This window comes from Pseudomonas sp. NY15372, assembly GCF_048068215.1.
Lineage (GTDB): Bacteria > Pseudomonadota > Gammaproteobacteria > Pseudomonadales > Pseudomonadaceae > Aquipseudomonas > Aquipseudomonas guariconensis_A.
Genome location: NZ_JBLUPY010000003.1, coordinates 21,664 through 37,096 on the forward strand (window position 1 = coordinate 21,664; position 15,433 = coordinate 37,096).

At 62.9% G+C, this 15,433-nt stretch carries 11 protein-coding genes; 8 read left to right on the forward strand and 3 right to left on the reverse strand.

The window, feature by feature from the left end:
• Positions 1-114: 114 nt before the first annotated feature.
• The 3 genes from ACNFG0_RS03355 to ACNFG0_RS03365 all read left to right on the forward strand — a co-directional run bounded on the left by ACNFG0_RS03355 (position 115) and on the right by ACNFG0_RS03365 (position 4,143).
• A complete protein-coding gene (locus tag ACNFG0_RS03355) occupies positions 115-1,386 on the forward strand; it encodes a YeaH/YhbH family protein (RefSeq protein WP_084856188.1) in 1,272 nt (423 codons plus the stop codon).
• A complete protein-coding gene (locus tag ACNFG0_RS03360) occupies positions 1,383-2,951 on the forward strand; it encodes a SpoVR family protein (RefSeq protein ID WP_196146128.1) in 1,569 nt (522 codons plus the stop codon). Before ACNFG0_RS03355 ends, ACNFG0_RS03360 begins: the two co-directional genes overlap by 4 nt.
• Before the next feature lie 61 nt (positions 2,952-3,012).
• Positions 3,013-4,143, forward strand: coding sequence for a multifunctional CCA addition/repair protein (locus ACNFG0_RS03365; RefSeq protein ID WP_416764011.1), 1,131 nt, complete (start codon positions 3,013-3,015; stop codon positions 4,141-4,143).
• A gap of 232 nt (positions 4,144-4,375) precedes the next feature.
• On the opposite strand, the gene folK is transcribed toward ACNFG0_RS03365, so the two are convergent.
• Together folK and folB are read right to left on the reverse strand one after the other, a co-directional pair.
• Positions 4,376-4,885 carry a 2-amino-4-hydroxy-6-hydroxymethyldihydropteridine diphosphokinase gene (gene folK, locus ACNFG0_RS03370; protein ID WP_196146130.1) on the reverse strand — a complete coding sequence of 170 codons (510 nt, stop codon included), beginning with the start codon at positions 4,883-4,885 and terminating at the stop codon, positions 4,376-4,378.
• Positions 4,876-5,232 (reverse strand): dihydroneopterin aldolase, encoded by a 357-nt coding sequence (gene folB / locus ACNFG0_RS03375; RefSeq protein WP_084856197.1) that lies wholly within the window; start codon positions 5,230-5,232, stop codon positions 4,876-4,878. Before folB ends, folK begins: the two co-directional genes overlap by 10 nt.
• 74 nt (positions 5,233-5,306) lie before the next feature.
• Between folB and plsY the strand changes: the two genes are divergently transcribed.
• Positions 5,307-5,876, forward strand: a complete 570-nt coding sequence (gene plsY / locus ACNFG0_RS03380; RefSeq protein ID WP_084856199.1) for a glycerol-3-phosphate 1-O-acyltransferase PlsY — start codon at positions 5,307-5,309, stop codon at positions 5,874-5,876.
• Between the two features lie 15 nt (positions 5,877-5,891).
• Here plsY and tsaD read toward each other — a convergent pair whose 3' ends face one another.
• Positions 5,892-6,917, reverse strand: coding sequence for a tRNA (adenosine(37)-N6)-threonylcarbamoyltransferase complex transferase subunit TsaD (gene tsaD / locus ACNFG0_RS03385; RefSeq protein WP_196146131.1), 1,026 nt, complete (start codon positions 6,915-6,917; stop codon positions 5,892-5,894).
• Between the two features lie 205 nt (positions 6,918-7,122).
• Between tsaD and rpsU the strand changes: the two genes are divergently transcribed.
• From rpsU to ACNFG0_RS03405, 4 genes are all read left to right on the forward strand, one after another.
• Entirely contained in the window at positions 7,123-7,338 is a 216-nt protein-coding gene (rpsU, locus tag ACNFG0_RS03390; protein WP_003255575.1) for a 30S ribosomal protein S21, read from the forward strand.
• Positions 7,339-7,621: 283 nt separating this feature from the next.
• A complete protein-coding gene (dnaG, locus tag ACNFG0_RS03395; protein ID WP_196155681.1) occupies positions 7,622-9,604 on the forward strand; it encodes a DNA primase in 1,983 nt (660 codons plus the stop codon).
• 67 nt (positions 9,605-9,671) lie between these two features.
• A complete protein-coding gene (rpoD, locus tag ACNFG0_RS03400; protein ID WP_196146133.1) occupies positions 9,672-11,525 on the forward strand; it encodes an RNA polymerase sigma factor RpoD in 1,854 nt (617 codons plus the stop codon).
• Between the two features lie 149 nt (positions 11,526-11,674).
• The gene (locus tag ACNFG0_RS03405; RefSeq protein ID WP_416764012.1) at positions 11,675-15,418 is read left to right on the forward strand and encodes a bifunctional diguanylate cyclase/phosphodiesterase; all 3,744 of its coding nucleotides are present in this window, start codon (positions 11,675-11,677) and stop codon (positions 15,416-15,418) included.
• The last annotated feature ends 15 nt before the right edge of the window (positions 15,419-15,433 follow it).

A 15,433-nucleotide genomic window follows, 5' to 3' on the forward strand; every position in this document is an offset into this window, starting at 1 on the left:
ATGAGCCGGACGCGGTGTGCCCTGGCGCACCGCACGGCTCACGGCGGCGGCGACTGCTTTTACTTGCAGCTCGTAGCTTGAAGCTTGCAGCTGTACCCAGCTACCGGAGGGCCCATGAGCTACGTAATCGACCGACGCCTGAACGGCAAGAACAAGAGCACGGTCAATCGCCAGCGCTTCTTGCGGCGGTACCGTGAGCACATCAAGAAAGCCGTCGAAGAGGCCGTGAGCCGCCGCTCCATCATGGACATGGAGCATGGCGAGCAGATCAGCATCCCGTCTCGGGACATCGACGAGCCCGTGCTGCACCATGGTCGCGGCGGCAAGCAGACCATCATCCACCCCGGCAACAAGGAATTCACCGCCGGCGAGCACATTCCCCGCCCCCAAGGCGGTGGAGGCGGCGGCGGCCGTGGCAAGGCCGGCAATTCCGGCGAAGGCATGGACGACTTCGTGTTCCAGATCACCCAGGAGGAATTCCTCGAGTTCATGTTCGAGGACCTGGAGCTGCCCAACCTGGTGAAACGTCACCTCACCGGGGCCGACACCTTCAAGACCGTGCGTGCCGGTATCGCCAACGAAGGCAACCCGTCGCGCATCAACATCGTCCGTACCCTGCGCTCGGCCCACGCCCGGCGCATAGCCCTGACCGGCAGCAGCCGCGCCCTGTTGCGCGAAGCCCAGGCCGAGCTTGCGCGCCTGAAGGTCGAGGAGCCGGACAACTTCACCGATATCCAGGCGACCGAAGCCGAGATCGAGCGCCTGAAGGCACGTATCAACCGCCTGCCCTTCCTCGATACCTTCGACCTGAAGTACAACCTGTTGGTCAAACAGCCCAACCCGAGCTCCAAGGCGGTGATGTTCTGCTTGATGGACGTCTCGGGCTCGATGACCCAGGCCACCAAGGACATCGCCAAGCGCTTCTTCATCCTGCTGTACCTGTTCCTCAAGCGAAACTACGACCGCATCGAGGTGGTCTTCATCCGCCACCACACCAGCGCCCGAGAAGTGGACGAGGAAGAATTCTTCTATTCCCGCGAGACCGGCGGCACCATCGTGTCCAGTGCACTCAAGCTGATGCAGGAGATCATGGCCGATCGCTACCCGGCCAGTGACTGGAACATCTATGCCGCCCAGGCCTCCGATGGCGACAACTGGAACGACGATTCGCCGATCTGCCGTGAAATCCTCTCCAAGCAGATCATGCCCCATGTGCAGTACTACACTTACGTCGAGATCACCCCTCGCGAGCATCAGGCGCTGTGGTACGAATACGAGCGCATCGGCGAAGCCTTCCCCGACACCTTCGCCCAACAGCAGTTGGTATCGGCCGGTGATATCTACCCGGTCTTCCGTGAACTCTTCCAGCGCAGGTTAGCCACATGACCGCCAGAGAGCAGAGACGCCAGCCCATTTCCACCGGGTCCGAGTGGACGTTCGAGCTTATCCAGGCCTATGACCGCGAAATCAGCCGCCTGGCCGAGCGTTACGCCCTGGATACCTACCCCAACCAGATCGAAGTGATCACTGCCGAGCAGATGATGGACGCCTACGCATCCGTCGGCATGCCGCTGGGCTATCACCACTGGTCCTACGGCAAGCAATTCCTCAGCACGGAGAAGTCCTACAGCCGTGGCCAGATGGGCCTGGCCTACGAAATCGTGATCAACTCCGACCCCTGCATCGCCTACCTGATGGAAGAGAACACCATGTGCATGCAGGCACTGGTGATCGCCCATGCCTGCTACGGCCATAACAGTTTCTTCAAGGGCAACTACCTGTTCCGCACCTGGACGGACGCCAGCTCGATCATCGACTACCTGGTATTCGCCAAGCAGTACATCGCTCAATGCGAAGAGCGCCACGGCATCGATGCCGTCGAGGACCTCATCGACTCCTGCCATGCCCTGATGAACTACGGCGTGGACCGCTACAAGCGCCCCTACCCCATCTCCGCCGAGGAAGAACGCCGCCGGCAGAAGGAGCGCGAGGAACATCTGCAGCGCCAGATCAACGACCTGTGGCGTACCATTCCCAAGGGCTCGGAAAAAGGCAACGAACGCGATGATGTACGCTTCCCCGCTGAACCTCAGGAAAACATCCTGTATTTCATCGAAAAGCACGCCCCCTTGCTCGAACCCTGGCAACGGGAAGTGGTGCGCATCGTGCGCAAGATCGCCCAGTATTTCTATCCACAACGCCAGACCCAGGTGATGAACGAAGGCTGGGCCACGTTCTGGCACTACACCCTGATGAATGACCTGTACGACGAGGGCCTGGTGACCGACGGCTTCATCATGGAATTCCTGCAATCCCACACCAGCGTCGTGTACCAGCCGGGCTTCGACAGCCCCTACTACAGCGGCATCAACCCCTATGCCCTGGGCTTCGCCATGTACACCGACATCCGCCGCATGTGCGAGAACCCCACCGAAGAAGACCGACGCTGGTTCCCCGATATCGCCGGCAGCGACTGGCTTTCCACCATCAAGTTCGCCATGAGCAGCTTCAAGGACGAAAGCTTCATCCTGCAGTACCTGTCACCGAAGGTGATCCGCGACCTGAAGCTGTTCAGCATCCTGGACGATGACCAGCGCGATGACCTGCTGGTACCGGCGATCCACGACGAAGCCGGTTACCGCATCATCCGCGAACAATTGGCCGCCCAGTACAACCTGGGCAACCGCGAACCCAACGTGCAGATCTGGAGCATCGACCGCCGCGGCGACCGCTCCCTGACCCTGCGCCACCAGCAACACAACCGCAAACCGCTGGGCGACTCTACCGAGGAAGTGCTTCGGCACCTGCATCGGTTGTGGGGCTTCGATATCCACCTGGAAACCGTCCAGGGCGACCAGGTCATGAAAACCCACCACATGCCCCCGCGAGGCGAGCAGAACGAAGCGGGCGAGTACGGCCGCATGGACCTGGCCGTGGTGCATCACCTGTAGAGCAGGCAGCCCTCCATCGCCGCCGACAGGGTATCCTGTCGGCAGTAATGGAGGTTTTCACATGCAGATCTACAAAGTCGGTGGCGCCGTGCGCGACCGCTTGCTCGGGCGCCCGGTCAGCGATATCGACTGGCTGGTGGTCGGCGCCACCGTCGAACAGATGCAAGCCTTGGGCTATCGCCCGGTCGGGGCTGACTTTCCCGTATTCATTCATCCCCATACCGGCGAGGAATATGCCCTGGCGCGCACTGAGCGCAAGAGTGGACGCGGCTATGGCGGTTTCACCTTCCATGCCAGCCCCGAGGTCACCCTCGAAGAAGACCTGATTCGCCGGGACCTGACCATCAATGCCATGGCCGAAGATGAGCATGGCACCCTATGCGACCCCTACAACGGCAAGGCGGACCTCGATCAGCGCATACTTCGCCATGTTTCCCCCGCGTTCGCAGAAGATCCTCTGCGAGTCTTGCGTGTTGCCCGCTTCGCCGCGCGCTATGCACCGCTGGGGTTTCATGTCGCCGACGCCACCCTCGAGCTGATGCGCCAAATCAGTGCCTCAGGCGAGCTGCAGGCACTGACCGCCGAACGCAGCTGGAAGGAAATCGAGCGCGCGCTGATGGAAGACCAGCCCCAGGTGTTCGTCCAGGTGTTGCGCGATTGCAATGCACTCAACGAATTGATGCCGGAGCTGGACGCCCTCCTGGACAAACCCGGAGCTGACCCGTTGGCGGCATTGCAGCACGCGGCCCAGGCGCAGCTGGCATTGAGCGTGCGCTGGGCCTGCCTGCTGCATGGGCTGGATGACCTGAACCAGGTCAAGGCGCTCAACCAGCGCTTCAAGGCACCGCGGGAATGCCAGGAGCTGGCGGCGCTGGTCGCCGAGAACCAGTCGCTGTGCCATCGCGCCCAAACCCTGAGCGCTGTCGCCTTGCTGAACCTGTTGCAGAAATTCGACGTGTACCGTCGGCCACAACGCTTCGAGGATTTCATCGCAGCCTGTGAGATGGATGCGCGCGGTCGGTGGGAAAACCAGGCTTATCCACAGGCCGATTACCTACGGGGCGCGGCGTCCGTGGCCAAAGGCGTCGATGTGAAAGGTCTGGTGGACAAAGGCCTGACAGGGCAGGCACTGGGCGAGGCACTCAAGGATGAGCGCCTGAAAGCGCTCCAGGCCTACCAGGACCGCGCCTAGCACTGCGGCGCACCATCGCGGGACAAGCCCGCTCCCACAAGGCCCAAATTATTCGCTGTACCTGGGGGCAGTCCATATCTGTGGGAGATCACTCTGCCCTTCAGTGGCAAGCGCTGACCTCTGTGGGAGATTACCCAGCCCTTCGGGCTGCGCTGTCGCGCAGAGAACAAGCGGCTAGCGCCGCCCCCTGTGGGAGCGGGCTTGCCCCGCGATGGGCCAGCCCGGGCAACCACTAAATCCGGGTCAGCTGCAACCCGCGCCATTCGAACGGCACCGGCGCCAGCACCTGGTCGATGCTTGCTTCCTGCCACAGTTGCGCCATGGGTTTGCCCACACCCGGGTGCACCAGGTGCGGCGCGATCAACGACAACGGCCAGAGCACGAACGCATTTTTGAGAATCTCGGCCCTGGGCAGCACCAAGCCATCGAAAGTACCCAGCAGGTCGTCATACATCAGCACGTCGATGTCCAGCGGCAAGCCCTTGCGATCCGGCGCATAGCGGCCGTTGTCGGCTTCGATGAACTTGAGCCGGCGATCCAGTTCCAGCAGCGGCAGGTCGGTCTGCCCGGTCACCACCAGGTTGTAGAACGGCCCGCTCTTGATGCCCACCGCCTGGCTTTCGAACACCGGCGAGCAGCGCATGCCTTGCAGGAAGCCCGCCAGCGCATCGAGCCCGGCGCACAGATGCGCCTGACGGTCGATGTTGCTGCCCAGCCCCAAGTAAACCGTGCTCAAAGACATCCGCGCTCGATCTCCACGCCAACACCGCCACGGGCCGCCGGTACGGCGCCCGGCTTGGTCAGCTTCAGACGCACCCACGGAATGTTGAATTCTTCCATCAGCACCGCGACCAGGCGCTCGGCGAACGTTTCCACCAGCTCGAAGCGGGCCTGCTCGGCGAACGCCTGGACGCGTGCCGAAACACTGGCGTAGTCCAGGGCCAGTGCCAGGTCATCACCGGCAGCCGCCGGGCGGTTGTCCCAGGCGAAACTCAGGTCCAGGCGCAGGCACTGGCGAATATCCCGCTCCCAGTCATAGGCACCGATAACGGTATCGACTTCCAGGCCTTCGATGAACACTCTGTCCAAGCACTTCTCTCCACAGCACGACAAGGGCGACTGGCGCCGTTAGAATCAGGGCGTCCTCGCCCGGAATAGTTAGCATGTTTTGGTTATTGGCGCTGCTTGCCTACCTGCTCGGCTCTCTGTCCTTCGCCATCGTCCTCAGCCGCCTCAGCGGCAGCCCGGACCCGCGCTCCAGTGGCTCGGGCAACGCCGGCGCAACCAATATGCTACGCCTGGCAGGCCGCAAGCTGGCGATCCTGACCCTGCTGGGCGACCTGTGCAAGGGCTTGTTGCCCGTACTGCTGGCCCAACTGGCCGGCCTGGGCCTACAGGAGCAAGCCTGGGTCGGCCTCTGCGCGGTGATCGGCCACCTGTTCCCGCTGTACTTCTGCTTCAAGGGCGGCAAGGGCGTGGCGACCGCGGCCGGCATGCTCATGGGCCTGTACTTCCCCGCCGCGCTGCTGGCCATCGCCGCCTGGCTGCTGACCTTCTACCTCACCCGCACCAGCTCCCTGGCTGCGCTGATCGCCACCCCGCTGACCCTGCCCTTGCTAGCCTGGCGCGAGCCGGAGGCGCTGTTGCCGATCACCGTGCTCACGGTACTCATCGTCTGGCGCCATCGCAGCAATCTACGCGACCTGTTTGCCGGTCGCGAACGGCATTTCTGACCTTACAAGCCAGCGTTACACCGCTGGCAGTTGCTCCATCGGCCAGCGCGCCTGCACGGCGATGGCAAGGTCCTGGCGCTGCCCGGCCAGCAGACGCTGGCAACCGGCGTAGGCGATCATGGCGCCGTTGTCGGTGCAAAATTTCGGCCGCGCGTAGTACACGTTGCCCTTGAGGCTGGCCAGCATGCTTTCCAGCGAGGCCCGCAGGGCCTTGTTGGCGCTCACGCCGCCGGCGATGACCAAGCGCTTGAGGCCGGTCTGCTTGAGGGCGCGCTTGCACTTGATGGTCAGAGTCTCCACCACCGCCTGCTGGAATGCCAGGGACAGGTCGCAACGGGTTTGCTCGCTGTCGTCACCGGCATCGCGGCATTGCTGCCAGGTGTTCAGGGCGAAGGTCTTGAGGCCGCTGAAGCTGAATTCCAGACCGGGGCGGTCGGTCATCGGCCGCGGGAACACGAAGCGTCCGGGCACGCCCTGCTCGGCCAGGCGGGCGATTTCGGGCCCGCCTGGGTAATTCAGGCCGATCAGCTTGGCCGTCTTGTCGAATGCCTCGCCCGCCGCATCGTCCAGGCTCTCGCCCAACAATTCGTACTGGCCGATGCCGTCGACCCGCACCAGTTGGGTGTGGCCGCCGGACACCAACAAAGCGACGAACGGAAACTCCGGTGGCGTTTCCTCGAGCATGGGCGCCAGCAGGTGGCCTTCCATGTGGTGCACACCGATCGCCGGGATGTCCCAGGCGAACGCCAGTGCCTGGGCGCACGAAGCGCCGACCAGCAGGGCGCCGACCAGGCCAGGGCCGGCCGTGTAGGCAATGGCGTCGATCTCGGTGGCGACGCAGCCGGCCTCGGCCAGCACCTGGCGAATCAGGGGCAGCATGCGCTTGACGTGATCACGCGAGGCCAGCTCCGGCACGACGCCGCCATAGACGCGGTGCAGGTCGATCTGGCTGAACAGCGCGTCGGCCAGCAGGCCGCGTTCGCTGTCGTATAATGCGACGCCAGTTTCGTCGCAGGATGTTTCCAATCCCAGTACTAGCATGGGTCCGTGCCTTGTGGAGGCTGAATTCGAAGGCGCGCATGATAGTCTCCGTACCACATGCCGACCAGCGGTTTTCGATCAGAGGCTTTGCATTCCGGCCAGCTAAGGGTTAACATCCGCAACCCTTGAAAACCGACGTTCTCCAGCACACCTTTTGTTTTGCCAGGAGCACGTCTACCCCGGTAATGAATTAAGGTAGCCCTGGATGCCAGCCGTCAAAGTTAAAGAGAACGAACCCTTCGACGTAGCTCTGCGTCGTTTCAAGCGCTCCTGCGAAAAAGCCGGTGTACTGGCTGAAGTTCGTAGCCGCGAGTTTTACGAGAAGCCGACTGCCGAGCGCAAGCGCAAAGCCGCTGCCGCTGTAAAGCGTCACGCCAAGAAGGTTCAGCGCGAACAGCGCCGCGCCGTTCGTCTGTACTGATACAGGCGTTCAACGCAAAGCTTCTGCCCGCCCGGCCTCGTGCCGGGCTAATGGCAGCAGTTGTTTCAAACCTCCGGCCTCGGCCAGAGGTGCCCTTCGCAACAGCGCATGGGCAACCTGCCTGAACACGTCAGAGCTGGTCCTCGACCAGTCGTGCGCGTCCTGACTGACGAGCCATTCGTGGCTGACGAGCACACTCTTCCTCACACTTCCCGCATCAACTGCTCGCCCTCAACCGGCGCGTAGCGATTAGACTTGCCAGCTGCCAGATGATGAGACTGCCATGGCCGGGCTGATTCCCCAAAGCTTCATTGACGACCTTCTCAACCGCACCGACATCGTCGATGTGGTGAGCTCGCGCATCCAGCTCAAGAAGACCGGCAAGAACCTTTCCGCCTGCTGCCCGTTCCACAAGGAGAAAACACCCTCCTTCACCGTCAGCCCCGACAAGCAGTTCTACTACTGCTTCGGTTGCGGTGCCGGCGGCAACGCGCTCGGTTTCGTCATGGACCACGACAACCTGGACTTCCCCCAGGCGGTCGAGGAACTGGCCCGGGCCGCCGGCATGGAAGTCCCCCGAGAAGAAGGCCGCCGCGGGCAGAAGCCCCGTCAACCCACCGACTCGCCCCTCTACCCGCTGCTGGAAGCCGCCGCCGAGTTCTATCGCCAGGCCCTGCGCGGGCACCCGACCCGCAAGGCAGCGGTGGACTACCTCAAGGGCCGCGGCCTCTCCGGCGAAATCGCTCGCGACTTCGGCCTGGGCTTCGCCCCGCCGGGCTGGGACAACCTGCTCAAGCACCTGGGCGCAGACAGCCTGCAACAAAAGGTGATGATCGACGCAGGCCTGCTGATTGAAAACGCCGAGAGCGGCAAGCGCTACGACCGCTTCCGTGACCGGGTGATGTTTCCCATCCGCGACAGCCGTGGCCGGGTCATCGCATTCGGCGGACGAGTCCTGGGAGACGACAAGCCCAAGTACCTGAACTCCCCGGAAACCCCGGTGTTCCACAAGGGCCAAGAGCTCTACGGCCTGTACGAGGCGCGCAAGCATAACCGCAACCTCGACGAGATCATCGTGGTCGAGGGTTACATGGATGTCATCGCCCTGGCCCAGCAAGGCCTGCGCAATGCGGTAGCGACCTTGGGTACGGCAACCAGCGAAGAGCACCTCAAGCGTTTGTTCCGCGTGGTGCCGAGCGTGCTGTTCTGCTTCGATGGCGACCAGGCCGGCCGCAAGGCTGCCTGGCGCGCCCTGGAGTCCACGCTGGCCAGCCTGCAGGACGGCCGCCGTGCCCGCTTCCTGTTCCTGCCCGAGGGCGAGGACCCGGACAGCCTGGTCCGCGCCGAAGGCACCGATGCCTTCATGGCCCGCATCAACCAGCACGCCCAACCGCTGGCCGACTATTTCTTCGAGCAGTTGGGCAACGAAGCCGACCCGCGCTCGCTGGAAGGCAAGGCGCACATGGCGACCCTGGCCGCACCGTTGATCGAAAAGATCCCCGGCGCCAACCTGCGCCAGCTGATGCGCAACCGCCTGAAGGAAATCACCGGGCTCGACCCTCAGCAGGTCGAACAGCTGGCTCAGCACGCACCGGCACCCAGCACCCCGGATTACGACCCCGGCTATGACTACGACGCCATGGCCAGCTACACCCCTGACTACGGCGAAGCGCACCTGCACGACTATGCACCTGCCCAGCAGGAGCAGCGCCCATGGACGCCGAACAAAGGCGGCAAGAAACAATGGGATGGCAAACCCTGGGACAAGAAAGGCGGCAAGCCCTGGCAGCGTGACGGCCAGCGCGGCGAAGCGCCACCCAGGGTGCCCGCACCGGTGGAGCCGCCGACATTGTCGGCCCTGCGCACCCTGCTGCATTACCCGCTGCTGGCCGGAAAGGTGGAAGATGCCAGCCACTTCGCCGACGAAGACCACCTCTACAGCCAGCTGCTGGTGGCCTTGATCGAAGCCGCGCAGAAGAATCCTAAGCTAAGCTCAATGCAGTTGATCGCGCGTTGGCACGGCACCGAACAAGGCCGCCTGCTGCGGGCCCTGGCGGAAAAGGAATGGTTGATCGATGCCGACAACCTTGAACAACAGTTTTTCGACACTATAACTAGTTTGTCCGCCCGCCAACGCGAGCGCAGCCTGGAACATCTGCTCAGGAAAGCACGTCAAAGCGAGTTGAGCAGCGAGGAAAAATCGCAGCTCCTTGCCCTGCTGAGCCGGAATGTTCCCGCACAAACCCCGACCTCATCTGGCGCGTGAGGTCCATGCTCGGGTATAATCCTCGGCTTGTTTTTTGCCCGCCAAGACCTTCAGTGGATAGGGTGTTATGTCCGGAAAAGCGCAACAGCAATCTCGTATCAAAGAGTTGATCACCCGCGGTCGTGAGCAGGGCTACCTGACTTACGCGGAGGTCAACGACCACCTGCCTGAGGATATTTCAGATCCGGAACAGGTGGAAGACATCATCCGCATGATCAACGACATGGGGATCAACGTATTCGAGAGTGCTCCGGATGCGGATGCCCTGCTGTTGGCGGAAGCCGACACCGACGAAGCCGCAGCCGAAGAAGCTGCCGCAGCGTTGGCGGCAGTTGAAACCGATATCGGCCGCACGACCGACCCGGTGCGCATGTACATGCGCGAAATGGGTACCGTCGAGCTGCTGACCCGCGAAGGCGAGATCGAAATCGCCAAGCGCATCGAGGAAGGCATTCGCGAAGTCATGGGCGCCATCGCCCATTTCCCGGGTACTGTCGACTATATCCTCAGCGAATACGACCGCGTCACCACCGAAGGTGGCCGTCTGTCCGATGTCCTCAGCGGTTACATCGACCCTGACGACAACATCGCCGCCCCGACCGAGGAAGTGCCGATCCCTGGCGCCAAGGCCGCGGCTGCCAAGGAAGAGGAAGACGAAGAGGAAGACAGCGAAGAAAGCGGTGACGACAGCGAGGACGAGGGCGAAAGCGGCCCGGATCCGGAAGTTGCCCGTCAGCGTTTCGGCGCCGTCGCCGACCAGCTCCAGGCCACCGGCAAGATCCTGAAGAAGCACGGCCGCAGCGGCAAGGAGAGCGTCGAAGCCCTCCAAGCCCTGGCAGACCTGTTCATGCCGATCAAGCTGGTGCCCAAGCAGTTCGACGCCCTGGTCGAGCGCGTGCGCAGCGCCCTGGAGCGCCTGCGCGCTCAGGAACGCGCCATCATGCAGCTGTGCGTGCGTGATGCCCGCATGCCGCGTGCCGACTTCCTGCGCCTGTTCCCGAGCAACGAGACCGACCAGACCTGGTCCGGCGACTTGGCCAAGCGCAACACCAAGTGGGCTGCCGCCCTGGGTGAAAAGGACGCCGCCATCGTCGCCTGCCAGCAGAAGCTGATCGACCTCGAGACCGAGACCGGCCTGACCGTCGCCGAAATCAAGGAAATCAACCGTCGCATGTCGATCGGCGAGGCCAAGGCCCGCCGCGCCAAGAAGGAAATGGTCGAGGCCAACCTGCGTCTGGTGATCTCCATCGCCAAGAAATACACCAACCGTGGCCTGCAGTTCCTGGACCTGATCCAGGAGGGCAACATCGGCTTGATGAAGGCGGTGGACAAGTTCGAATACCGTCGTGGCTACAAGTTCTCGACTTATGCCACCTGGTGGATCCGCCAGGCGATCACCCGTTCGATCGCCGACCAGGCACGCACCATCCGTATCCCGGTGCACATGATCGAGACGATCAACAAGCTCAACCGTATTTCCCGCCAGATGCTGCAGGAAATGGGCCGCGAACCGACCCCGGAAGAGCTGGGCGAGCGCATGGAAATGCCTGAGGACAAGATCCGCAAGGTATTGAAGATCGCCAAGGAACCGATCTCCATGGAAACCCCGATCGGTGACGACGAAGATTCGCACCTGGGCGACTTCATCGAGGACTCGACCATGCAGTCCCCGATTGACGTGGCCACGGTCGAAAGCCTCAAGGAAGCCACCCGTGACGTGCTCTCGGGCCTGACCGCACGCGAAGCCAAGGTGCTGCGCATGCGTTTCGGCATCGACATGAACACCGATCACACCCTCGAAGAGGTCGGCAAGCAGTTCGACGTGACCCGTGAGCGGATCCGTCAGATCGAGGCCAAGGCGCTGCGCAAGCTGCGCCACCCGACGCGAAGCGAGCATCTGCGCTCCTTCCTCGACGAGTGATGACGAACCCCGGCCCAGGCCGGGGTTTTTCTTTTCAGCCATTGCGCCCTGCAACTGCAGGCGCCGCGATGATTGACCCGCAAGCCTGAATCACCCGTCGCGCTTTGCCCGTCTACACTCGTTTCATACCCCTTGAACGAGAGGCCGCTATGTCCTTTGTGCCGGCCATTCTGTTGTCGATCCTGCTCGCCTGGACCACAACGGCCGGCGCCTTGACCCTGACGGATGAAGAGAAAGCCTGGCTCGGCGCCCACCCCCAACTACGCCTGGGTATAGACGCCACCTGGCCACCTTTCGAGTTCCGCGACCAGGAGGGCCGCTACCAGGGACTGGCCGCCGATTACATCGCCCTGATCCAGGAACGCCTGGGCATCGTGCTCGAGCCTATCGAACCCAGGAGCTGGACCGAAATCCTGCAGCAAGCCAGGGAAAGCCGCCTGGACCTGCTTCCAGGCATCATGTCGACCCCGGAACGCCAGAACTACCTGTACTTCACCCGCCCCTACCTGGATTTTCCCATTGTCATTCTCGCTCATGAGGGTGGGCCGCAACCCCGCACACTCAAGGACCTGTATGGCCTCAAGGTCGCCGTGGTGGAGAACTATGCGCCCCACGAGCTGCTGCGCACGCATCACCCGGACCTGAACCTCGTCGCATTGCCCAACGTCAGCTCCTCTCTCCAGGCCCTGGCCACCGACGAGGTCGACGCCGTGGTCGGCGACCTCGCCTCGAGCATCTGGGCCCTGCGCCAGCTCAAGCTGGATGGCCTGTACGTCAGTGGCGAGACGCCCTACCGCTACCAGTTGGCGATGGCCGCACCCAGGGGCAACAAGGTCCTGGTCGGCATTCTCGACAAGGTCATGGCCGACATGAGCCCCGGCGAAATCAGCCAGATCCAGCAGCGCTGGGTCGGCAATGTCGTCGACCAACGCTCGTTCTGGAGTGACATGCTGCTCTATGGCTTGCCCGCAGTCTTGCTGCTCATGGCCATCCTCGCCGTGGTGATCCGTATCAACCGGCGGCTGAGCTCGGAAATCTCCCGGCGTATCGCCCTCGAGCAGGAACTGCGCAGCAGCGAATACCACTACCGCAGCCTGGTCGAAAGCCTGTCCGCCATCGCCTGGGAGGCCGATGCCAACGATTTTACCTACAGCTATGTCTCACCCCATGCCGAGGACCTGCTCGGCTACCCGCTGGGCGATTGGCTCAAGCCGGGGTTCTGGCGCAGCATCCTGCACCCTGAGGATGCACTCTGGGCCCAGGCCTTCTGCGACAGCGAGACCGCCGCCGGGCGCGACCACAGTCTCGACTACCGGGTGATCCGCGCCGATGGCCAGGCTCTGTGGGTGCGCAATATTGTCAGCATGATCGAACACGGGCACCGCCCGCTGCTGCGTGGCCTGATGATCGACATCAGCGAAACCAAACGCACCGAAGATGCCCTGCGCCTGTCGGAGCAGAAATTCGCCTCGGTGTTCCAACAATGCCCGGACATCCTGGTAATCGCCCGACACAGCGACGGCTGCCTGCTGGAAGTCAACGAAGCCTTCGAAGAACAGATCGGCCTGAGCCCGAGCCAGGTGATCGGTCGCACCGCCACCGAACTGGACCTCTGGGCCGTCGCGGGTGCCGGGGCCGCCCTGCTGGAGCGCCTGCAGCGTGGCGCCATCCGTAATCTGGAGACCAAATTCCGACGCAGCAACGGCCAGATGTTCACCGGCCTGATCTCCGCCGAAACGTTCGAACTCGACGGCACCCGGGCGCTGGTAGTGGCCGTGCGGGACATCAGCCAGCTGAAGGAAACCCAGCAACAACTGCAAACCTCCGAGGAGAAGTTCGCCAAGGCGTTCCACGCCTCCCCCGACGGCCTGCTGCTGTCGCGCCAGAGCGATGGCCTGTTGCTGGAGGTGAACGAAGGCTTCTGCCGCCTGACCGGCTACGACATCAACCCCGCCAGCGACCAGACCTCCCTCGACCTGGGCATTTGGGTCGACCTCAACGAACGCAAGCGCCTGGTCGACCAGCTCCAGCGTGACGGCTTCGTGCGCGACTTCAGTTGCCACATTCGCCGCAGTGACGGACAGATCCGCCTGTGCGAGCTGTCAGCCCGGCCGCTGCCGATCGCCGGCACCGACTGCATGCTCACCATCGTCCGAGACATCACCGAGCGCAACCTGATGCAGGAAAAACTGCAACTGGCTGCCACCGTGTTCGAGAACACCGCAGAAGGCGTACTGATCACCGACCCGGAGCAACGCATCAGCGCGGTGAACCGCGCCTTCAGCGAAATCACCGGCTACAGCGAAATCGAAGCCCTCGGGCAAACCCCGCGCCTGCTTGCCTCCGGCCAACACGACAGCGCGTTCTACGCCGCCATGTGGCACCAGCTCACCGCAGAAGGCCACTGGCAGGGCGAGATCTACAACAAGCGCAAGAACGGCGAGCTCTACCCTGGCTGGTTGACCATCAGCGCCGTGCGCAACCGCGAGCATGAAATCACCCACTTCGTCGCCGTGTTCGCCGACATCTCCAGCCTCAAGCTTGCCCAGGCCAAGCTCGACTACCAGGCCCACCACGACCCCCTCACCGGCTTGCCCAACCGCGCCCTGTTCGAAAACCGGCTGCTGGCCGCCCTTACCTGCCCCCAGGAAGCCAACCGTCAGGGCGCGGTTCTATTCCTCGACCTGGACCGCTTCAAGCACATCAACGACAGCCTCGGCCACCCCGTGGGCGACCTACTGCTCAAAGGCATCGCCCACCGCCTGAAGGAACAGGTGCGCGACCTCGACACCGTGGCCCGCCTGGGCGGCGACGAATTCATCATCCTCCTGCCCGGCCTGCATCGCCCCAGCGATGCCAACGCCATCGCCAACAAGTTGCTGGCCTGCTTCCATGCCCCTTTCCAGGCCGGCGAGCATGAGTTCTTCACCAGCGCGAGCATCGGCATCAGCCTTTATCCACAGGACGGCAGCGACGTCGCCAGCCTCATCCGCAACGCCGATGCGGCCATGTATCGCTCCAAGGCCAAGGGCCGCAACCGCGTCGAAGCCTATACTCGCGACCTCACCGCCCAGGCCAGCGAGCGTATCGCCCTGGAACACGAACTGCGCCGCGCCATCGAGCGCAACGAAATGAGCTTGTGCTTCCAACCCAAGTTCAGCCTCAAGACCCAGAGCCTGGTAGGCGCCGAGGCCCTGGTTCGCTGGCGCCACCCAACCTTCGGCAAGGTGCCGCCGGAACAGTTCATCCACCTGGCCGAGGAGAACGGCACCATTCTGCAACTGGGCGATTGGGTAATGGAGCAGGCCTGCCGTCAGATGTTCACCTGGAAGGCCCTCTACAAACCGTTCGGCCCCCTGTCGATCAACCTCGCCGGCGCCCAGTTACGCCAACCGAGCCTGGCCAGGCGCATCGAACACCTGCTCAAGGTATACCAACTCAAGGCCGGCGACCTGCAACTGGAAATCACCGAGAACTTCATCATGAGCCAGGCCGAGGAAGCCCTGGCCATCCTTCATCAGCTCAAGGACCTGGGCGTGCAACTGGCCATCGACGACTTCGGCACGGGCTATTCGTCGCTGAGCTACCTCAAGCGCTTGCCGCTGGACATCCTCAAGATCGACCAATCCTTCATCCGCGGCCTGCCCGACGACCCTCACGACGCCGCCATCACCCGCGCGATCATCGCCCTGGGCCGCAGCATGCAGTTGACCATCATCGCCGAGGGCGTCGAGAACCAAGACCAGCAACGCTTCCTGGCCATCGAAGGCTGCGAGCAGATCCAAGGTTACATCGTCAGCCCGCCCCTGCCCCCGGAGGAATTCGCAGCGACCTTTCTTCGTATAGCACTATCAGATCTTTCAGATGGCACCCACCTCAAACCCTCGTTATAATCCCCGCCACCTCTG